The 21,024-nt window shown below is 39.9% G+C and carries 23 protein-coding genes and 2 pseudogenes; 18 read left to right on the top strand and 7 right to left on the bottom strand.

Translation table 11 applies throughout. From position 1 onward, the window contains the following. Window positions 1-51: 51 nt before the first annotated feature. Window positions 52-414 carry a CopL family metal-binding regulatory protein gene (locus tag F580_RS26020; RefSeq protein WP_157443146.1) on the bottom strand — a complete coding sequence of 121 codons (363 nt, stop codon included), beginning with the start codon at window positions 412-414 and terminating at the stop codon, window positions 52-54. A 177-nt stretch (window positions 415-591) separates the two neighbouring features. Between F580_RS26020 and F580_RS27145 the strand changes: the two genes are divergently transcribed. Then, complete coding sequence (locus tag F580_RS27145) at window positions 592-720, top strand: hypothetical protein (RefSeq protein ID WP_019028655.1); 129 nt, start codon at window positions 592-594, stop codon at window positions 718-720. Between the two features lie 397 nt (window positions 721-1,117). On the opposite strand, the gene F580_RS0115470 is transcribed toward F580_RS27145, so the two are convergent. Next, window positions 1,118-1,990, bottom strand: coding sequence for a helix-turn-helix transcriptional regulator (locus F580_RS0115470; protein ID WP_019028654.1), 873 nt, complete (start codon window positions 1,988-1,990; stop codon window positions 1,118-1,120). A gap of 90 nt (window positions 1,991-2,080) precedes the next feature. Further along, on the bottom strand, window positions 2,081-2,902 hold the full coding sequence (locus F580_RS0115465) for a GNAT family N-acetyltransferase (protein ID WP_019028653.1): 822 nt from the start codon (window positions 2,900-2,902) through the stop codon (window positions 2,081-2,083). A 285-nt stretch (window positions 2,903-3,187) separates the two neighbouring features. Here F580_RS0115465 and F580_RS0115460 point away from each other — a divergent pair, with 285 nt between their 5' ends. The 6 genes from F580_RS0115460 to F580_RS0115440 all read left to right on the top strand — a co-directional run bounded on the left by F580_RS0115460 (window position 3,188) and on the right by F580_RS0115440 (window position 7,261). Continuing rightward, a complete protein-coding gene (locus F580_RS0115460) occupies window positions 3,188-4,039 on the top strand; it encodes a VOC family protein (RefSeq protein WP_019028652.1) in 852 nt (283 codons plus the stop codon). Further along, on the top strand, window positions 4,036-4,281 hold the full coding sequence (locus F580_RS0115455; RefSeq protein WP_019028651.1) for a hypothetical protein: 246 nt from the start codon (window positions 4,036-4,038) through the stop codon (window positions 4,279-4,281). The genes F580_RS0115460 and F580_RS0115455 overlap by 4 nt, the downstream gene beginning before the upstream one ends. Window positions 4,282-4,458: 177 nt before the next feature. Further along, window positions 4,459-4,560: a helix-turn-helix domain-containing protein gene (locus F580_RS27340; protein WP_157443137.1), complete on the top strand. Its 102-nt coding sequence runs from the start codon at window positions 4,459-4,461 to the stop codon at window positions 4,558-4,560. 19 nt (window positions 4,561-4,579) lie between these two features. Then, window positions 4,580-4,816, top strand: coding sequence for a hypothetical protein (locus tag F580_RS0115450; protein ID WP_019028650.1), 237 nt, complete (start codon window positions 4,580-4,582; stop codon window positions 4,814-4,816). Between the two features lie 121 nt (window positions 4,817-4,937). Then, entirely contained in the window at window positions 4,938-5,939 is a 1,002-nt protein-coding gene (locus tag F580_RS0115445) for an isoaspartyl peptidase/L-asparaginase family protein (protein WP_051092096.1), read from the top strand. Between the two features lie 161 nt (window positions 5,940-6,100). Continuing rightward, window positions 6,101-7,261, top strand: a complete 1,161-nt coding sequence (locus F580_RS0115440) for a GGDEF domain-containing protein (RefSeq protein WP_019028648.1) — start codon at window positions 6,101-6,103, stop codon at window positions 7,259-7,261. A gap of 168 nt (window positions 7,262-7,429) precedes the next feature. Here the strand turns inward: F580_RS0115440 and F580_RS26955 are convergent, their stop codons facing one another. Both F580_RS26955 and F580_RS26950 read right to left on the bottom strand, forming a co-directional pair. Beyond that, complete coding sequence (locus F580_RS26955) at window positions 7,430-7,876, bottom strand: LysR substrate-binding domain-containing protein (RefSeq protein ID WP_019028647.1); 447 nt, start codon at window positions 7,874-7,876, stop codon at window positions 7,430-7,432. Window positions 7,877-8,041: 165 nt separating this feature from the next. Then, window positions 8,042-8,314: a helix-turn-helix domain-containing protein gene (locus F580_RS26950; RefSeq protein WP_019028646.1), complete on the bottom strand. Its 273-nt coding sequence runs from the start codon at window positions 8,312-8,314 to the stop codon at window positions 8,042-8,044. Window positions 8,315-8,505: 191 nt separating this feature from the next. Here F580_RS26950 and F580_RS24655 point away from each other — a divergent pair. Further along, window positions 8,506-9,108, top strand: a pseudogene (locus F580_RS24655) (short chain dehydrogenase). A gap of 92 nt (window positions 9,109-9,200) precedes the next feature. On the opposite strand, the gene F580_RS0115425 reads toward F580_RS24655, so the two are convergent. Both F580_RS0115425 and F580_RS0115420 read right to left on the bottom strand, forming a co-directional pair. Then, on the bottom strand, window positions 9,201-9,668 hold the full coding sequence (locus F580_RS0115425; RefSeq protein WP_019028645.1) for a GNAT family N-acetyltransferase: 468 nt from the start codon (window positions 9,666-9,668) through the stop codon (window positions 9,201-9,203). Between the two features lie 131 nt (window positions 9,669-9,799). After that, complete coding sequence (locus F580_RS0115420) at window positions 9,800-10,291, bottom strand: protein disulfide oxidoreductase (RefSeq protein ID WP_019028644.1); 492 nt, start codon at window positions 10,289-10,291, stop codon at window positions 9,800-9,802. A 638-nt stretch (window positions 10,292-10,929) separates the two neighbouring features. Here F580_RS0115420 and F580_RS0115415 point away from each other — a divergent pair. The 10 genes and pseudogenes from F580_RS0115415 to F580_RS24640 all read left to right on the top strand — a co-directional run bounded on the left by F580_RS0115415 (window position 10,930) and on the right by F580_RS24640 (window position 20,995). Further along, complete coding sequence (locus F580_RS0115415; protein WP_051092092.1) at window positions 10,930-12,147, top strand: multidrug effflux MFS transporter; 1,218 nt, start codon at window positions 10,930-10,932, stop codon at window positions 12,145-12,147. Window positions 12,148-12,351: 204 nt separating this feature from the next. Beyond that, a complete protein-coding gene (locus tag F580_RS0115410; protein ID WP_019028642.1) occupies window positions 12,352-14,220 on the top strand; it encodes a monovalent cation:proton antiporter-2 (CPA2) family protein in 1,869 nt (622 codons plus the stop codon). A 90-nt stretch (window positions 14,221-14,310) separates the two neighbouring features. Further along, a complete protein-coding gene (locus F580_RS0115405; protein ID WP_019028641.1) occupies window positions 14,311-14,715 on the top strand; it encodes a VOC family protein in 405 nt (134 codons plus the stop codon). Further along, window positions 14,712-15,125: a GNAT family N-acetyltransferase gene (locus F580_RS0115400; RefSeq protein WP_019028640.1), complete on the top strand. Its 414-nt coding sequence runs from the start codon at window positions 14,712-14,714 to the stop codon at window positions 15,123-15,125. The genes F580_RS0115405 and F580_RS0115400 overlap by 4 nt, the downstream gene beginning before the upstream one ends. Window positions 15,126-15,284: 159 nt before the next feature. Beyond that, window positions 15,285-16,436: a YHYH protein gene (locus tag F580_RS25580; protein ID WP_019028639.1), complete on the top strand. Its 1,152-nt coding sequence runs from the start codon at window positions 15,285-15,287 to the stop codon at window positions 16,434-16,436. 212 nt (window positions 16,437-16,648) lie between these two features. Beyond that, window positions 16,649-17,050 carry a BlaI/MecI/CopY family transcriptional regulator gene (locus F580_RS0115390; protein ID WP_019028638.1) on the top strand — a complete coding sequence of 134 codons (402 nt, stop codon included), beginning with the start codon at window positions 16,649-16,651 and terminating at the stop codon, window positions 17,048-17,050. A 3-nt stretch (window positions 17,051-17,053) separates the two neighbouring features. Further along, complete coding sequence (locus tag F580_RS25575; RefSeq protein WP_019028637.1) at window positions 17,054-18,517, top strand: M23/M56 family metallopeptidase; 1,464 nt, start codon at window positions 17,054-17,056, stop codon at window positions 18,515-18,517. Next, window positions 18,517-19,194, top strand: coding sequence for a hypothetical protein (locus F580_RS0115380; protein WP_019028636.1), 678 nt, complete (start codon window positions 18,517-18,519; stop codon window positions 19,192-19,194). The genes F580_RS25575 and F580_RS0115380 overlap by 1 nt, the downstream gene beginning before the upstream one ends. Window positions 19,195-19,401: 207 nt before the next feature. Beyond that, window positions 19,402-19,521, top strand: a pseudogene (locus tag F580_RS27335) (class D beta-lactamase); the annotation flags it as partial. A gap of 139 nt (window positions 19,522-19,660) precedes the next feature. Further along, window positions 19,661-20,995 carry a LysM peptidoglycan-binding domain-containing protein gene (locus F580_RS24640; protein WP_019028634.1) on the top strand — a complete coding sequence of 445 codons (1,335 nt, stop codon included), beginning with the start codon at window positions 19,661-19,663 and terminating at the stop codon, window positions 20,993-20,995. Window positions 20,996-21,024 lie beyond the last annotated feature (29 nt).

Raw genomic sequence — 21,024 nt, 5'->3', positions numbered from 1 at the left:
CAGAGAATAGTTATCTAAATGAGTCGGATGTTGGACACATTTATTCTGTATTTAGCTAAGTATCGGAGGTCTATAGAGAGACGTTTGTTGTTGGCTTTGTGCCAAGTGAGAAAGAGAGTTTATTTTAGCGGAGAATGCTACTATTGGAGCAGTACTTACATCTTTTATCAGCGCAGCAACCGTTGAACAGCCACTTGTATAGCAATTGCATGTTTGAGTACAGCAATCTTCAGATGATTCTTCTGAATCACTTGAAATAACATCACTCGTCATTGAATGACTGCTGTGATCCATCATTGACATATTATTTGATTGTCCTTGCATACTCATTCCAGTCATAGACATCATTTGATAAGGCATAACTGCAGACGCCATTGCCTGACCGACAAAAGTCAAACAAATTATCAATATCATTAATGTTCTAGAAAAGTTTAAAGACACAAGCAACCAAAAAGTATAGTAATTGCTCATTATGATACATAATTCCCCCACTTATTCAATAACTATTACCTTAATATAAGTAACGACAACGGTGATTTACTTGGGGTTAATCGTGAATATTTCCACCAACAGATAAAATAACAGGGGCATATGAAATCAAAAGTAGTCTTATTAGCGGTTGCTAGTGGCTTAATAAGACAGGAGTTACTGACATGGTTTAATGAATCCAACCCCGTCAGTGGTTACCTTAGCGCCGTAGTTATTTCCGAATTCAATTGAGCAGATTTCAATTGAATCTATCTCAATTGAAACTATCTCAATTGCAGTTATTCAACTGAGGGAATAGTCGCGATAAGCTCTTTTGATACCATTTTAGCAATTTTAGCCTGATGCTTACCTAGACGGTCTTTTAAACGTAAAAAGGCATTATGATTTTTTTGCGTATAGTTATTCTATAGGAAAGAAATTCTGTGCGGTTATCGAACCGTTGGAAAGCTCCCTAAGGGCGAGTACCTAATAAAAACTAAAGGCTTACATGCTGCGTTATTTATTTTTTGATAAGGACGCTACAGGGATGGTGTTCCTAGAGAATGCAGGCGGTACAGGAAGGACCTTATTAGATAATACCGCAGCATATTATCCTGAGCTTTAATTTATTTAATGAAAACTGTGTACTCTATAGTTGGTCAACACCACCGTACACATCGATAGTAAAACCACGTTGTGAGGCGTAATCTTGCGGGGTTAGCCCGATTTGTTTTTTTAAATAACGAATAAGATGAGGCTGATCACTAAAGCCAAACTGATAAGCGATATCGACCCAGTCAATGTCGTTTTGTGGTCGCTGATAGAGAAACGCTAATATTGCTTCAAGTCTATTCATTGACTGGCATTGCTTAAGTGTTAGCCCTGTTACTTTCAAAAAACTGCGCTCGAGCGTCCGTTGTGAACAAAATAGCCTTGTCCCTAATTCATTAATGGTGATCTTGGCTAAAAGCGGCAGTACTCGTCTTGTTATCTCACTATGATTATCTTCATTAGTATTTAAAAGCCAAGGCAGGCATAAGTTATCTAACATGGTAGCGCATTGCTCAGGAGCAATGCGCGCCATGTTCAATAAAGCATTTTCATCGATGTTTATGCCGTTGTGATTAGCGTAATCAGAGCTAGTCTGGTCAAAGCTAACCTCATGAATGGTATCTATCAGTGCTTGCGATGTTTTCTCTTTTAAGGTAATAAGATTAGGCAAGGAATAGAGTGCGCCAACATGGAATTTAATACCGATACAGGCAACAGCTTTGGAGTGATCTAATACAAAGGTTTTACCATGAGCATGTAACCAGTGATTACCAGTCACATTGCTGATGTCATCATTATATTGATATTGAAAGCGCTGTTGTGGCAGCGCTAATATCAAATGTGCTGAAGGATCAGGATTAAGCTTTGGCTGGGCATTACCCTCAGCACCCGGCAATTTCTCTAAGAACCAGTAACACTCAATATATTTAGCAATTTCTGGATTCTTAGGGGCTTTTAACCAATGTATCATGACACACCTTAATCGTTCTTATTGGTAACATTGTCTTCTATAATAGTTATTGATTACTTTATGTTAACTATTTTATTTGTATAGTTTTTTCTAACTATGGTTGAATTCAAACTGCACTATTCGATGAGCTGCGGTAAACCCCGTTTGATAAATAGCTTTTTGCGCGGCAATATTACCACTTTCAGTAGAACAGATCGCTTTTAGCCCTTGGTTAGCGGCTTTTTCTATTAAGTAAGTTAATACTTGTTTGGCGATACCTTGGCCACGGGCAGATTGCGCGACAATCATGCCTAAATCGGCATACTCTGTTTGGTATTGATCGAATAACCGACATTCTCCTGCAGCCAATAACTGTCCATGCTGCCAATAGCCAAACAGTTCATTACGGCTAATTAAATTACCATAATATTGACTAAGCCACTGCTCAGGAGCGCCAATGTTGGCTGCGGCAAAGTTAACAAATTCGCTTAGCTGCTGGGTTGTTGCTGCTTGCATTTCAATTGGCTCAAACTGCTTTGTTGCTAACTCAGGCTGGTTTTGGAACATCAAGGCATTCACTTTAAAGCTAGCCGAGTTATCTAAACATAAGACTTGATAATTCAGCTCAGCAGTACTGACAAAGGCGCCTTTAACTTCCCCTATTACGCTACTATTATTCTGGGCGATTAAGGTAAATAGTGTCTGAGCCGTGTTATTTATTTCAGGGCTAAGATAAAATTGCAGCAGATAACCCTCCTCATTAACGCAGCAAAAGCCGACAAGATTTTGATGGTGATAAAAACCATAATGCTTAGCCATGGGCACGAAGCCAAAATGCCACATACCATCAAGTGGGGCGATTGACTGGGCAAAGTAAGCTTGTTTTAGTTCGGATAATTCGCTGAGTGACTCAATTTTTTTAATGGTTAACATTGGTTAATTCCTACTTTAAATTTTTGGGAAAACCCTTTATTCCCAGTTTGTTGCTCTTTCGGTAATTAGGGATTTATCGGGATATCATGAGGGTTATATTAAGCATTGGACAATGAGAAGTATTGAACAAAAGCGACACTATTCCCGCTTTAATGACTCTATAAAGCTATAACATCTTTGAAGTAATAACCAAGCAATGAACCCTATTTTTGTCGATGGCTAAAATATAGACTTGTCGATGAAATCACGTACAATCAAGTAACATTTTTAGAGGGAAATAATATAATGAAAACAATAAGTAAGTATGGGCTGATATTGCTTTTGCCAATGCTACTGTCTACTACTTTTGTAGCTGCTGAATCAGCACAACCTACGGAGCAATTAAAAAGACATGCACAACTCGGCAGCCTTGTTTGGGCCGACTTATATACCAGTGATGTTAACGCTTCACTAGATTTTTATACCAAGACTTTTGCTTGGACAGTAAAGAAGTTTGGTAAAGATAGTGCTAAATATCACATACTTTATGATGGCGAACAGCCAATTGCCGGTGTTTTAGGTCGCTCAGCAGAACGTAATAAAACAGATAATGCCCTTTGGATTGGCAGTATTGCCACAGATGACGTACAAGCTAATGTCGATAGGGCTAGTCAAAATCAAGCGACTATCCTTATGCAACCCCATGACTTTGCGCTTTATGGCAAACGTGCGGTAATTGCAGATCCACAAGGCGGCGTCATTGCACTGCTTGATCTAAATGAAAACAATAAAGCGCATCAAAAGATCAGTAATAAGTGGGATTGGGCACAGTTATTCAGTGTAGATATCCAAAAGTCCGCCACTTTCTACCAAAGCAGCTTTAATTACCGTATTGAAAAAGTAGCACCACAACAAAGCAGCCTTTATTTGATACAACAAGATGAGATACAAGCCAGCATTGTTAAATTGCCCGCTGCTTTTGAGCAACGTGATCGCTGGGTTAACTTTATTGAAGTAGAGGACTTAGCCAAGACCTTAACTGCAGCGGTAAAAAATGGTGCTGAAATCATTCATCAACCAGAAGGGGATGCATTAGCCATTATATCCGATCCTAACGGAGCCTTTTTAGGGTTAACGGAACAGGAGGGTGAAGAATGAAATTGATTAAAATTACTTTTATCGCACTTAGCATATTTCTGGCTGGCATCACGTTATCAGGTTGTGAAAATACGCATGTAAGTGGCTCTATGAGTTATGGCATGAGCATGGGTGGCGGTTATCCTATGTATTATGGCGCGGGCTATCCTCGACATACCAGTGTGGTAGTTGTTAAGCCACCAAGACATCATAGGTCTAGACCAAGTAATACTAGAACAAGGCCATCTCGCACAAGAAGGTAGGCTAAAGCCAGTTGATTTAGTAGCAAAAAAATAGCCTCAACATCGAGGCTATTTTTTGCTATTAGTTACTTAGTCATTAAATATGGACCATGACAACTCGTAAAAATGTTATCTCTGGATAGGTTGCCAGTAGATAAGATATTATAGTTAGAATCAGTCACCTAGATTAGACCCTTGATGCGAATAAGTCATATTGAAGTATTTAATGCCATTTATAACTTAGGCTCTGTCTCAGCTGCAGCGCGGTATTTACCTATAACTCAACCAATGGCCACTTAAAGCTGGCCAAGATGAAGTCTTGCTCGGTAAAAGCTTTTCACTAGCCATTGGCGCCGGTGAATCGTGCCACACCTGTGCTGATATTCCTTATCTGGGACAAAGGCATGATTTGATTAACATTAAGCTTGATAAAAGCGGCGGTTTAATTGAAGGCGTAAAAATGGCTGAAATGGCGAAAATTATGGCTTACAAATCAATAAAGGCAATGTTAGTGGTTTACCTACCGAGCTTTGGGGACATTTTTAATGCCCCGTAAGTTATGACTTATTCAGTAGCTTAGTCGCTAAAAATCGAGTATAAAATCATATAAGAAATAATTAAAGGAACTCACTTTGTCAAAACTTAACCTCCCTCTTGCGGCCTCTTTAGCGGCGTTAATGATGTTCTCGTCTACTGCCGTTTTAGCACAAGCGACGGAAAGACCTTTTGCTATCGCTATTCATGGTGGTGCGGGCACTATTCAAAAAGCAAAGTTTACTCCTGAACGTGAAAAAGCTTATCGCGCTAAATTAACTGAAGCGGTCGAAGCGGGTTATGCCGTGCTTGATAAAGGTGGCGAAAGTCTGGATGCAGTAACTGCGGCGATTAATGTCTTAGAAAACTCAACGTTTTTTAATGCCGGTAAAGGTGCGGTTTACACCCATAACGAGACCCATGAAATGGATGCCTCAATTATGGACGGGAAAAATCGCCAAGCAGGTGCTGTTGCTGGTGTTAAGCACATTGAAAACCCGATTAACTTAGCTAAGTTAGTGATGGAAGAATCAGTACATGTGATGTTAAGTGGTGCTGGCGCAGAAGAATTTGCCACTCAGCAGGGTGTTGCCTTGGTTGATAATACAATTTTTGATACGGAACGCCGTTATAAATCACTGCAACGCGCTAAAGCCAAAATGGAAAAAGCGGAAAAAGAGCTAAAAAATTACCAAGCAGCACACCAAACGTTAGATACAGAATACAAGGTTGGCACGGTAGGCGCCGTTGCTTTAGATAAAATGGGCAATATTGCTGCGGGTACTTCTACTGGCGGCATGACCAATAAACGCTTCGGCCGTATTGGCGACGCTCCTGTTATTGGCGCTGGAACTTTTGCGGAAAATGAATCGTGTGCGGTATCAGCAACAGGCCATGGTGAATATTTTATTCGCTACAATGTTGCCGCTGATATTTGTGCTCGTGTTAAATACCAAGGTAAATCCATTGAGCAAGCCGGTAATGAAGTTATCCATGATGTGCTCATGCCTGTTGGTGGCACTGGTGGCGTTATTATCATCGATACTAAAGGTAATATGAGCCTACCTTTCAATACTAAAGGCATGTATCGAGCGACTAAATCAAATACTTCGCCAACCTATGTGGCGATATTTAAAGACGAGTAAGGGCAGTGATTTGTTCGTTTAGTCGCTAAGCTGAACATCACCTTTATAAAGTGTCAACCTTGTTTAGGACGGGTCAAAGTTAAGAATAAAGAAAAGCGCCTAAGGGTGCTTTTTTATTTTGCTATGCTTATGGATACAATAAGCCATGAGCAAAGTTATTTATGCCCAATTTAGACATAAGCACACTGTCATTTGTCGCCGTCTATTGCTCGGTTTTATATTGTGTGGTGTTGTTTGTGGTTGCTTTTTCCTACTCAAAAGCGAAGGGACTTAAGATTTTTGCCTCAGGCTTTGCGTGCTTTGCCATCGGTTTTTACCTACTTTCCAACCGTAATAATTATAATGATTGGCTTACTATTGTCTTAGCTAACACGCTAATTTGTAGTGGTATTAGCTGTTTTCGAGTGGGCTTAGCTAATTTTTTAAAATTAAAGCTATCCTTTTATATGGCTGAGTTACTTTTATTGGTATTGATGAGCGCAGCGTTAGTTTATTTTACTTTTGTTACACCTTCGGTTAATGCCAGAGTTATTAGTGTCAGCCTCTATGTCGCAATTATTAGCCTTGCCTGCTCTTGGCAACTCTTACGCATTAACGATGCTAAAATGGCGTTGGCGCAAATAGTTACCGCCATACCTTTTATTATCACCGGAATATTTTACCTACTTAGAGCTTGTTATGTTGTATTTGAGGCTGAAATTGGCGACTTTATGTTAGGAGGCACTATCCACCAATTGGCTTTTTTGGAGCTGATATTTCTTATTTTAATGTCAACCTTTGGCATGCTGTTACTGGTAACAACAAAACTAGAAAATAAGTTGATACATCAGAATATTACCGACAGCTTAACGGGGCTTTATAATCGGCGAGCCCTAAAGAGTAATGTCGGTATCGAGGTGGCAAGAACAAAAAGGCATAAACTTAATTTGTCTATTTTGATGATAGATTTAGATCACTTCAAGGGAGTTAATGACAATTACGGCCACCAAGTGGGTGACATAGTGTTAGCTGAACTTGGTAAACGACTGAAAAATAATCTGAGATCAGAAGATATTATTATCCGTTATGGCGGGGAAGAGTTTTTAGTCGTTTTACCTGAAACTAACTTGCAACAAGCAATTTGGGTGGCAGAGAAGCTAAGAGCATCAATAAAAAAATCTCCGCTTTGTGAAAAACCAGTCGTCACTATGACCGCTAGTTTAGGGGTTGGTCTGATGTTCCAAGATGAGAATTTAGACCATATTATAGATAGAGTGGATCATGCGCTATATGACGCTAAGGACACTGGTCGGGATAAAGTGTCCCATGAAATAGTTACTTAAGGTCTCAGCGTTGACACCAACCTAGCCAATTCAATAAAGACTAGGACATCAGCAAATAAAGTCGCTTTAGGTCGCATTCAATCGAAGCGTCCTCGACTTTCTGTGTAGAAATCCACCCGCTCAGTTGCTTAACGTCACTACGGCATCAAGACATCAGTAATGGGTACTTTATTCAACTTCTAATAATGATATGACCCATTTTTGTAAAGCATCTTCATTATACCTAGGATGCCAAGCGGCAATGACGTCAAACTTATCAGGTGACTGCTCTAGATCAATCTCAATTAAGTTTAAACCTTTAATGGCTCTTGAGGGTAGAAAAGAAAGTGAATCCGTGGTTTCAAGGTACATGGGCACAATCGAGAAGCACGGTGCTGAGACCACAATATTACATTTCAAACCAAATTGTTTGAACCAGTCATTAATAGAGCCTTTAAAGTTCGGCCGAGAAGGCGAGGCAATAATACTGGGATATTCGGCAATATCAGCTAACGTGGGTTTAGTATTGGCAATAGATGAATTCGGCGATGCCACACAAACATGATGTTCTTCAAACAGCTTTAAAATCGGGTAGCTATCCGGGATGTAATCAGGAAAGGCGATGGCTAAATTCACTTTGCCACTCTACATCAAATCATGCAGTTTATCGATTTCAAAATCCCTGACTATTAGCTTTAAATGTGGTGATTCCCGCCTTAATGTAGCGACGAGTTTAGGTAATACTACCGGCTGAGCATAATCTGTGGCGGCAATAACAAAAGTACCGTCTATGTTTTTTGGCTAAAAAATACTTGGTGATAACAACGCCTTAAAATCATTTAACAGCTTATCAACATTGTGCGATAAGACTTCCGCAAAAGGGGTTGGTAGAGAACCATTGGTTTTTCTCAGAAACAACCGGTCATCAAAAACATCACGTAATTTCTTTAAATGCTCACTCACTGCTTGTTGGGTAAGTCCTAACTGATTAGCGGCTTTCGAGGCGTTTTTTTCACGGATAAGCGCTTGAAAAACCTTTAACTGTTTTATGTCTAACTGATCTAATTTACTCATTAACTTCTGCCATCTCATCCACATCTAGCGTTAAATTCACCACATAACAAAAAAAACTTGTATCACTAACAATAATAGTTTGTTTCTAATTGTTTTGATGGGCTCAGTAAACTCTCTTCATCAAGTCGAAACACTTTTGACTAAGCAATATACATCAAATATTAACTTATAAAATAGAAATGGAGCAGACCATGAAAACAGTTATTTTAATCGGTGCATTAGGAAAAATGGGTCAAGCAGCATTAACAGGTTTAGGTAACCATAAAGTGATTACCGCTGGTCGCTCAGGTGATGTTGACCATATTGTTGATATCACTAGTGAAGAATCAATTAATGCCTTATATAAAAGTGGGTCACTTTGATGCGGTAGTCAATACAGTAGGCTTTTGTGAATATGCTAACTTTACTGAAATGACCGAAGCTCAATGGCTAACCACTATCATGAGTAAAATGATGGGACAAATAAACTTAGTGCGTATTGGTCAAGAGATATTGCCGACAGTGGCTCGTTTACCTTGATTAGTGGTATTTTGAATAAAGAACCTATCCCGTTTGCTATTGCTGATGCAACAACCAGTGGCGCTATTGATACTTGTGTAAAATGTGTATCGTTAGAAATGCCAAGAAATACTCGCATCAACGTAGTGAATCCAACGGTATTAGCTGAAGCATGGCATGTTTATGGTGAAATGATGCCAGGGTTTCAACCTGTGCCGGGTAAATTAGTTGGTAAAGCATTCGAGCGTTCAGTCGATGGTTTTATCACCGGTGAAGTGATTGTAGTAGATGCATAATTTATATGATAGTTAGGTATTTCCGTTAATTAATACATTAAAAAGCTCAGCATCAACGCTGGCCTTTTTTGCATCTAGCAATTTTATACCTGTCAAATTTCTTTAATCATGTGCAAGGTTTCTGCTGCAAAACCTAGGTTCTGATAAAAGCCCTGCGCTTTGTTGTTATTGGCAAAAACCTCAAGGTGTAATAAACGATAACCTTGCTCCTGAGCCCAATTCTCCGCTGCTTTCATTAGTGCTTTGCCAACACCCAAACCTTGTGTATTTGGAGATACCGCTAATAAAGGAACTGTGCCACATATTTCACCGGATATGCTGTCTTTATGTGAGCAAGCATGAATAAACCCGAGTAAAATATTATCTTTCTCTGCAATCAAAGTGATTTTTGCAGCACCAGGGTTATCAATTACTTCAGCAATATAATCATCTTGCATTTTTTTCATCACAGCATCAGTATGCCAGGGTAAACCGGCTACTTCAGCTAAACGTGGCGATAGCCCAAAAATGAACTCGCGGTCAGCGTCGTTAGCAGGGCGAATAGTTAAATTATTGCTCATGTTATCTCTTTAATAGTTACTAAGGGGTAAATATAAGCCCAGTGTGAATCTCTTCATATTCATCATAGAATAATATTCTCTGTCGAATATCCTGTGTCGTATATAGATTACTGTCCAACAATATACTTGGCTTACCAACTAGCCCAAGCAATGCGCCACCATAAGCCAAATAAGCTGACATAACCCGTGGTGAAGTTAACGAGTTCACCTTGGTCAATCACCATTACTAAAGGCGTTACTTGCACGCCCAACGATCTCGCGATGTCATTGTTATCGTCGTTGATGACTATAAATTGATATTCTTCTGTTGCCATATAAGTTTTTAGGGTTTCATTATCACCCGATTGCATGGCAATGCTGTAAACCGGATAATACTGTGACAGAGTATCGACCGAAGGGCTAACCACAGAGCAAACCGGACACCAGGTGCCCCAAAAGTACACTAAAACGGGCTGCTCAAAACTTAACGCCTTTAAATCAATGACTTCATTATTAATCGTTAGCCCTTGTAACTCGGGCAGCGCTTGTCGATCAATATCTTTAGTTCGCCAGGTATCGACGGCAAAACTCATGATAAGAAAAATAACGCTAAAAATAGCAATTTGTTTTAACCAAGACTTCATTTATTGAATCTTCTTTATTGAGTTATTTTATACATACCCAAGCCACATCAAGATGCAGGATTCAGCTGGAATTAGAAACGCCTTTAGGCAAGGTATTGATTGAAGATAATAGTTATTCTATTGTCGAAATCAATAACGTAGCGTAAAGCGTTTCTAAACCAGCCATTATGGGGCGTTTGAGCAAATCATGTTCATCGTTGCGTAGTTCATTAAGGGAACAATCATTAATGAAATACACGCCTTGAATATGAATCGCTCAAGCGTCCTGAAACGAGCATCTTGAAGTCGCTTGGGTATATATCTCCATCTTAAATAAATGAAAAGATTTAGTCTTTTTTAATTTGTAATTGAGAAACTGAAAAGACTCGATAAATTAATATCGAGCCGTTCTTTAAATTAAAGTTGAACTGTGGGTATTACTTTTTGAGTGTTTACTTTGGGGGACCATCTTGAACAAGTATTCCATAAATATGCGCGTTACTGGCCCTGCAGTATCCGTGTGAACATGGTCACCTTGTAATTGCATTTCATATGGAAACAATGATTGTACATTTAGCGTATTAATCTTTATTCAAGTTTTAATTAAACTATTCACCATCACACTTATGCTTAAAAAAAACTCACAGTAAATATTAATTATGAACCCTAAATTGACGTCCCCCATAGGTTATTGGCCTTTTGTTATTTTGATGGCAATGATCTTTTCACTGTCACCGTTTGCTATTGATATGTATCTACCCGGATTGCCTAGCATGGCGAAATATTTTGGCAGCTCAATTGACGCTATTGAAGCTTCCGTTGCCATCTATTTAATTTTCTTTGCCTTGGGGCAATTGGTTTTAGGTGCGTTGGCCGACTCAATAAACAAAGCTAAGTTACTCAGCATTGGTTTAACTGTATTTGCTGTCGCCAGTATCATGATTGCTTTTACTACATCTATTGAAGAACTTTATTTTTGGCGGGCGGTGCAAGCCTTTGCCAGTGGTAGCTCGGTGGTGGTTTTTGCCTTGATTCATCATTTTTATGGCAGTAAAAATAGTAACCAAATCATCAGTTATGTCATGGCTTGTGTGGTTATAGCGCCGATGATTGCACCTATGATCGGTAGCCAAATATTGATTGCGGCGAATTGGCAGTGGATATTCTTAGTGCTTGCCGGCCTGGCACTGGTTATTTTAGTCATCCAATTACGTCTTATGCCGCCTAAAAGTGTAGCCACTGAGCGACATCCACTTAATGTCGCGGCATTATACGGCGGTTATCGAAAAGTATTATCAAACAGTACCACTATGGCTTACATCTTAGCGGGCGGCAGTGCTTTTGCTGGCTTGTTTGCTTTTATCTCGGGCTCTCCTTTTGTTTATATGGAATATTTTGGCGTTACGCCAGAGCAGTTTAGTTGGCTAGTGGCATTAAATGCCGTGGCCATGATCAGTATGAATTTACTTAATGCTCGGTTATTAAAAAATGTTGATGCCACTAACAAGCTCATTGTCGCTGGGGTTTTACTGGCAACCGTCGGTGTTTACCTAGCGGTAGTCGCTTATCTACATTTATCATTAGCCTTTGTGGTGCTGGGCGTTATTTTATATGTTGGCTTACTAGGTTTGACGGCAGCGAATGCCATTTCAGCCGCTTTAGCTAGTGTACAAAGTAGTACAGGCGTACTTTCTGGTGTGAATGGCGTATTACAATTTGGCTTGGGCGCGCTAGCCAGTGCAGTGGTGAGTATTAGCGTAAGTGTTGATGCTAGTACCATGAATTACACCATGGCATTATGTTCATTGGTCACGTTATTTTTTGTCTCCGTTTTGTATTTCACCCGACGTATTAAGGCCGTAGGGGTTTTATCATGAGTGTTGAATTATGAACATTGAAGTAAAGCAGCTTGTTAGTAAAAAAATGGCAGCCCAGCTTAATAGATACTGAAGGTGAGTAGAGCAGGCTTACCAAGATCCCTCTATAGGATATTTATACTCACTCATTTGGTATAACGTTATTGATGCAGTAAAGTAAGTGGTAATAACCTTCTGTAATTGTTTTATTTTTTGGAGAACTAGATGTTAGAACTTGCTGTTGTCTATTTAGCTGCTGCCATCATAGCTGTACCTGTCGCTAAGCGTTTGGGGTTAGGCTCTGTACTTGGCTATTTGTTGGCTGGTATTCTGATCGGGCCATTTTTATTAGGCTTGGTTGGCGATCAAACCGATGTAATGCACTTTGCCGAGTTTGGCGTAGTGATGATGTTGTTCTTGGTGGGTTTAGAACTACAACCATCAAGATTGTGGAAACTCAGGCACTCAATTCTAGGTTTAGGTGGCCTGCAAGTTACGCTGACCACGCTGTTTATTTTTGTAATATGCAAGCAGGTACTCGCTTTACAGTGGCAAACCTCTATGGCGATAGGTTTAATGCTAGCGTTATCTTCAACGGCGATTGTGCTGCAAAGCCTAAGTGAAAAGGGCTGGACAAAACAAGAGGCGGGACAAAACGCATTTTCGGTACTATTATTTCAAGACATTGCCGTGATCCCTATTTTGGCACTATTACCCTTATTAGCTTTTAGCGATACCATGGCTACTGTGTCAGATCACGGTAACTTAATTGCCCATTATCCAGTTTACTTGCAAGTCGTTGTGTCAATTGCTGTCATTGCAGCCATCATTCTTGCGGGAAAATATGTTTCTGCGCCCTTATTTAGGTATATAGCTGAAACACGCTTACGAGAAGTTTTTACTTTGTTTGCTTTGTTCTTAGTGATATCGATAGCCGTAATAATGCAAAAAATTGGTTTGTCACCAGCACTTGGCACCTTTTTAGCCGGGGTGGTCTTGGCGGAAAGTGATTTTAGACACGAATTAGAAGTAGACATAGAACCATTCAAAGGTTTGTTACTGGGGTTGTTTTTTATCGCTGTTGGCGCTTCTATTGATTTTCCATTGTTGTTTGAACAGTTTTCAACAGTAGTTCTCTTAGTCGTTGGTCTAATCGCAATTAAAGTCATTGTTTTATATTTACTCGCGGTGTTTTTTAAAATGCAGGGAAGGCAAAAGCTGCTTTTCACCTTGGCTTTAGCGCAAGGGGGAGAATTTGCTTTTGTCTTGCTCTCGTTAACCTCATCGCTGCATATACTCGATCCCGAGCAAACCAAGTTAACCACCTTAGTCGTGGCTATTTCTATGTTGATGGCGCCTTTATTACTGATGATTTATGACAAAATGTTGAGCAATACTAATACCAGCCAAGCGGAGTTTGATAAACCAGAAAATATAGAAGCAACAAGCAGTGTTATTATTGCCGGTTATGGTCGTTTTGGACAAATTATTGGTCGGTTATTAAGCGCACAGGGTTATCATTTATCTATTCTTGACCATAGCCCTAGCCAAATTGAAATGGTAAAACGTTTTGTCACCACCGTACATTATGGTGATGCGGCGCGCAAAGATTTGCTTGCTGCCTCTGGCGCTGAAGAAGCTAAATTATTGGTGATTGCCATTGATGACGCTGATAAAATTTTAGAAATAGCGGCGATGGCCAAAAAGCATTACCCCAATCTAGCCATCGTTGCCCGAGCCATTGATCGCGGACATGCTTACGAATTAATGAAGTTAGGCGTAACGTCTTTCAAGCGTGAAACCTTTGATTCAGCATTAAACTTAGGTGTTGAAGCGTTAACCTTGCTAGGCAATAGCCAAGAGACTTCCGAGCGTGCGGGCAAAATATTTGCCGAGCATGATGAAGAGTCGATGCAACTGTTGGCTGATTTATGGGGTGATGATCATACTTATGGCATTGCGGTAAAACAACGCATGGAAGTGCTAAAACAAGTGTTAACCAATGACTTGAAAGAGCAAGATAAAATCAATACCTGTCACGAAGGTAACTGTGACGATGACGATAAAATTAATAATACAGTGCTAGAGAAGTAGTTACCGAGTTTTTAGTCGGTCGACGCTTTTAGTCAAGCGTTACTTTAGCTACACAGCTATAAAATTATAGAAAATTAATAAGGTTAATTTATGAAACAAATCACTCGAGTAAATCATCTGGGTATACGTGTACATAGCTTGGATATATCACGCGCTTTTTATGAGAAATTAGGTTTTAAGTTTATCGTTGGTCCAGTGGGTCCTGAGCCTGTTGCCATTATGGAACATGCTAGCGGCGTAAATATTAACTTTATCTTAAATGCCGCAGCACCCGCAGATAGTAATGTATTGATGGATGAACCGGTGAAAAAAGCCGGTTATACCCATGTTGCTTTAGAAGTAAATGATATGGATGCTGTGGTAACGCAGCTTAATGAATTGGCTATCGAGATTACTGAAGGGCCAGTAGTTTTCCCGACAGGTTCATCGGTCTTTATTCGTGACCCTGATTGCAACGTTATTGAATTTCATCAGCCTAAAAGAAAATCCGTATGAAAATAGAAGTCCTTGAGAATCCAGAAAAAGAATTGATTGATTACCTTGATAAAAAAATTGCTGATTTCAACTGGGCTAATTGGGAAGTAAGTAAACGACTGCCTTTGGCCGTGCAACTCAAAAATGCACAAGGAGAAGTTATTGCCGGTGCTGCAGCGCGTACATTTGGCGATTGGTTGTTAATCAATACCTTGTGGGTTTCAGAGGATTTACGTGGTCAAGATATCGGTAGTAAAATTCTAAAAGAAATTGAACGGGCAGGTAAAAGTCGAGGCTGTAAAAAGTGCCTATTAGATACTCTTGATTTTCAAGCAATGCCATTTTACCAAAAGTCTGGTTATGAAACGCAATGGATTCAGCAGGGTTACCCTAAAACGGGTTGCAAATACTTTATGGTTAAAGAGTTATAGTGAGATTATAAACGCTGACTTAACTAGTTTGGCTTAGTGAGTAATCACTACCTTGGATGAAAGTCCGGCCATCTTTACACAACTTTACTGGCGGCTACATTTCAAGCGAGTGAAAATCAGCGTAAGCTAGTTTGATTACTTCTATTTGAGCAATTCTCAATGATATTTCTAAGCACTAAAAAAGCTGTCCTGGTTTGTATCGCTATCATTTTTATGGTGTCAGCTTGCGGTGGCTCAGCAACATCCCCCGAGGCCATCATCGTGCCGGAACCAATTGTAGTGCCGACTCCAATCATCGACCCGGTGTTACCTGACAATAATATCACCAAGAATATCGAAGGTGATATCTCTTACTTAAGGTTAACCAATAGACACCCAGACTGTGCAGAATATGTTGGTAATTATTTGGCTAATATCGTTGATGTACAAAACAATGTCTTGCTTGATAGTTATTTAACGGTCACGGCAAATAGTACTCACTGTATTTTTAGTAGTAATAATGTGCCTAACCATAATGTTGGCGGTAATACGACAACAGGGAAAGACTTTGCTTCAGCAGTGAAAGGTAATACTAAAGCGTACCTGTTAACCATTCCACGTTTTCCCGTACCACAAAGTGTGGCAACTTATGTGCAAAAACAAGCAGGTATGTTAACGCTCAATGGTATTTTACTTAATGGTGTTGATTTAGATATGGACTCCGCTTTTTGCTATCACCCTGATATTAATACCCCGTTAAACATAGGGTTGGGTACGAGGACGCAGTGCGGATTAAATGCCGATTGGTATGCGGTGCCAGCTAATAATACAGAGACCGTTACGTTGGATGAATTTTCCGGTCATGCCTTTGATGGCAGGTATCATTATCACGGTGATAATGATGGACTATCTCATCTAGCCGTTGAGGGCACGTTGTTACCTACCACTGATGAAGTAGACCCAAGTGGTTCACCCGTTGTCGGCTTTGCGCCAGACGGTTATCCAATCTATGGCCATTATTTCTATGATGCCGGCACGGGAGAATTAAGAAAAGCTAAATCCAGTTGGACAACATACTCCGATGAGCGTGTGACTCCGCAAGGATCGAGTATTGATGCGCCGTCGATAAACACCCATATTCGTGGATTATTTGTCGAAGATTGGTTTTATCAAGCCGGCCTTGGTGACCTTGATGAATGTAACGGTATGACGGATGCCTATGGAAACTATGGTTATTATTATACTGAAACCTATCCTTTTGGGCCTCTATGTGTGAAAGGCCAGCCTGATGCCTCGTTTACTCTAGATTCATCTGCTTTTGTTGGTGAATAAATTCACTTAAACAGGGTCACTGGCTTAGCTGAATGTGTTGGTTAAGATAAATATTACCAAGCTGACTCATACCGATAAGTAAGCTTTTTTCTTTTTAGGCGGTACTTAGTTAGTCATCATTAAACCCCATTAATTATATACTTCATATTTCCCTTGTATAAGTGCGACACTTGTCGCACTATGTGCAGGTCATTCAATTATCAAGATAAAAAATGCAACCGACAGCACCTGAACTAGAAATATTAAAACTTTTATGGCATTCACAGCCGCAAACAGCACGTGAACTTCATGACGAAGTCGAGCATATACTTGGTTGGAGTTACTCTTCTACTCGTAAAACGTTGGAAAGAATGGGCGATAAAGGTTTTGTCAGCATGAAGTCTTCAGGCAATAAAAAGATTTATTTTGCTGAGATCGACAAGGTTAAAACACTGGCCGCTTTTGCTCAGGACTTTGCTAAGCGAATTTTTGAAATTGATGGTCCTTTACCCGTTGCTATGTTCACTGACAGTCGTTTAATTAATGACAGTGAAATTGCCGATCTTGAAAAGTTATTACATGACTTAGATAAAGGTGTAGAGCAAGGTTCAACTGAAGATAAACAGGGTAAGTAAGTTATGGTCGATCAAACTTTGCTTGAGCAATTTATCTCTGGCAGTCCCTTACTTCAGCTAGGGTTTTTTATTATTTGGAGTGGCGCTTTATCTGCATTAACGTTAGTTATAGGTAAGTTTTCTCCGAAAATCATTCAATGGTCACGGTTTTGGCAAGTTTGGCTGATCACCACGTTACTGCCGTTATTACCAATCTCTTTCAATTACTCTACTGGCATTATTCCTGAGTCATTAAAAAGTGCTTTTAGCGACTCACAACAAAATTTAATGTTGCATTCAAACTCGGTGGTTACTCGAATAGAGAGCAGTGGCGCATTACAGAACTTCATTTTTTTAGTGATGTTGATACTGGTGCTAGGTACTTGTGTTTCATTATTTAGGTTTTCTCTGGGCGTAGTCAAAGTGAATAAATTGCTTAGCCAAGCCAGCAATAAAACGGATTTAAAGGTTTTTAGCCCTAGGCAGCAACAAATAATCGCCAACAAAAGAGTACGTATTTTGGTGACCGATTGCTCAGTATCTCCGTTCGTTTTTGGTTTTTTTCGAGTGAGTTTAGTATTACCCCAATCAGTGTTTACTATGCCAGCCGCGCAACAAGCTTTATTAATTGACCATGAATTAATGCATATAAAAAGGCAGGATCCTAAGGCGGTTATTTTATTCCGTTTTTGTTCTTCTCTATTTTGGTTTAATCCTTTTGTCAGCTTTATGGAACAGCGTTTTTTGCAAACAATGGAGTTGAATTGTGATAGCGCGGTTATCTCAGCCAACCCAGCAAGTAAGTTGAACTATGCCCGCGCACTCATAGCCAGTTTAAAGTTGAATAAAAGTACTTTTGATAGTGGTGTAACGAGCTACTTTTCGGGTCCTGGATTTAATAAGCAAGACTTTGAAAATAGAATTAAGTTGGCTATGTCTGGGCATGCCAATAAGAGACTGACTTGGCGGGCACGTGTGGCGTTAGTGCTGCTATCTAGCGCTATTGGCTGCTTTGCGATGGCAGCTAAACCTTTTTTATCACTACAAGGTTTTGACCAGTTTACTGGTGACGGTATTGTTCCTGTACTCAGTGGAAGAATTTCCTCTGGTTATGATGATATTAGTGATTTTCGAGGTAATAGGCCGCATCAGGGCATTGATATTGCAGCCCCCATTGGTACTAACGTGGTTGCCAGTTTCTCTGGTTGGGTAATCATTGCCGATGATATTACCTTGCATCAAAACTATGGCAAGGTGGTACTCATTGAGCATGAAGGACAAACACAAAGTTTGTATGCTCACCTCAACACTTTTTCAGTAGAGTCAGGGCAATATATTTCAGCAGGAGAAAAAATAGGTACCGTTGGGGCGACAGGTCGAGTAACAGGACCTCATTTACATTTTGAGGTGTTAGAAAGTGGTAAGCATGCAAACCCCGAAAACTATCTGGATTTAGCGAGTTTGTCAGCGAAAGCAGGACGGTTGTAATGAAGTATCTACTCACTTGGTTGGGCTACTGCTTTAGCGCTCTATTAATAGTCAATCTTTTGATAGCAGAACAGTGCTTTGCTGGCGCTTTATACACTAGCTTTCCTGAAAAAATATACCCTGAAGAAAAGTATGTTTTTTATTCCCACGGCTTAATCGTTGAGGGTGATAACTTGATGCCAGTGGATAAACGTTGGGGTGTTTATGATTTTATTGCGGTAAGAAAAGCGCTGACCGATCCGCAATATAACCTTATTTCTTATCATCGGCCTGAAAACACCGTTGCAGATGAGTTTGCCGAACAATTGGCCACTGATGTTCGAAAGCTGATTATGGCAGGAGTTAAGCCGGAGAATATTACTTTGCTAGGTTTTTCCCGTGGTGGTGAAATAACCCTACTGGCTTCAGATAAACTCAGATTAGATAAAATTAATACTATCTTGTTGGCCGTATGTGGCGGTTTTGTTAAAGGTCATCAGGAATATAAAGCCTATGGAAACGTCTATTCCATTTATGAAACGTCTGATTTTGCTGGTTCATGTCAGTTTTTAAAGGATAGGAATAATAACATCCACTCCTTCCAAGAAACATCTATCAGTACCGGTAAAGAGCATGGCGCTTTTTATCGGCCACTAGCCGAGTGGGTAGTGCCGGTAAAAGCCTGGCTAGAACAGTAGCAAATTAGTATCATCAGGCACTGCTTACCATTGAGTAAAATTTCCTATCAGCACTACTGATCTTAATTAATAGAGATTTATGAAACATTTATGAAGAAGCCTTCAATAATTCAAGCCATTGTCATAACAGCCATTATGCTTATCACAAGCTTGGCCATCAGCCCTACAACTCAAGCAGAAACAATAAAAAAACCAAGCGTCAGACTGGGACCAGTATTTTTTGCTTTTAATTTAGATACCCCAGATGGAATGAAAGATCTCTATAAGAGACAAGCGATAGTGCCAGATATACTTCAATCGATAGAGGCTTTACCAAGTAAAAACTAGCACTAGTTAACGGTATTAACCGATAAGCGCCAATATACAGATACATAGCTTTGTCGTTAATAAAATAATGAAAATAAAGTCTCTGGTACAATAGCCTTAAAAGCATGTGCCATTTGTTGTAGTTGAGTCACAAATAAAAATGAAAAAAATAATTATATTAACAGTTTTATTGAGCTTAACAGCTTGCCAGCAAGCGCCGAAAGTTATTACAGAACCAGTAACTAAAAACCAAGAAAAACCCTCACAGCTGCCATTGATTGAAGAACAAAAAGTTGAGTCAGTCGAGATTACGCCAATGGCTAAGTTGCCACACGAACATGATGATGTTTGGCAGCGTATTCGCAGTCAGTTAAGTATTGAAGTCCCTGATAATAAGGCGGTGGCAAAGTGGCGTAAGTACTACTTAAGTCACCCTAACTTTATGGTGACTATTTCTAAGCGTGCCGAGCCTTTTTTATATTATATTGTTGAAGAAATTGAAAAGCGCAATATGCCGGTTGAATTGGCGCTGTTACCGATAGTAGAAAGCTCCTACCTGCCTTATGGTTTATCAAATAAAAGCGCAGCTGGTTTGTGGCAGTTTATGCCTGTTTCTGCCAAGCGTTTTAATATTGAACAAAATTGGTGGTATGACGGTCGACGAGATATTGTCGAGTCGACCCGTGGCGCCCTTGATTACTTTCAGTTTTTCCATCGTACCTTGGATGAAGATTGGCTCAATGCCATCGCCGCCTTTAACTCAGGAGAAGGTCGAGTTGGTCGTGCAATGGCTAAGAATAAAAGAGCCAACCTACCCAGTGATTTTTGGTCACTAAAGCTACCGGCAGAAACCAGCGAATTTGTCCCTAAGTTACTCGCTATTGCTGATATCTTAAAACGTGCAGATGAACTGAATTATACCTTTGCTCCGATTAAGAATAGCCCAGCAGTGGCGGTCATTAAGGTTGAAGGTCAGCTTGATATTAGCCTAGCGGCGCAGTGGGCAAATATTGATACCAGCGAGATTTTTAAACTTAATCCGGGCTTAAATCGCTGGGCAACAGCGCCTGATAGTAGCTACCAATTGATGTTACCTGTTTCTGCTGCAGACTCCTTTCAAGCAAAGTTAACGTCAACCAATAAAAAAGAGTGGTTACGTTGGCACAGTTATACGGTGAAATCCGGTGATAGTTTGGGAAAAATTAGTCAGCAATACGGTATTGATATCTTAGCGATTAAAAAACACAACAATCTCAGTTCAGATATCATTCGTATTGGAAAAAAATTGATTGTGCCATTTAACCATAGTGATATGGATCCCTTAGGCTTGGCTAAGTTTAGTCGTACTAAGATCACTCATACGGTTAAAAGTGGCGATAACTTATGGGATATCAGTCGAAAATATAAGGTAAGTGTTCGAGATATAGTGCGTTGGAACAAATTATCAAGCAATAGCTTATTACAGCCTAGGCAGCAGCTGGCAATCTTGTTATAACAATGTTGTTAGAAGCCGTTATTCAAGGC

This window comes from Colwellia piezophila ATCC BAA-637, assembly GCF_000378625.1.
Classification (GTDB): Bacteria; Pseudomonadota; Gammaproteobacteria; order Enterobacterales; family Alteromonadaceae; genus Colwellia; species Colwellia piezophila.
This window is presented reverse-complemented; position numbering and strand designations above follow the sequence as displayed.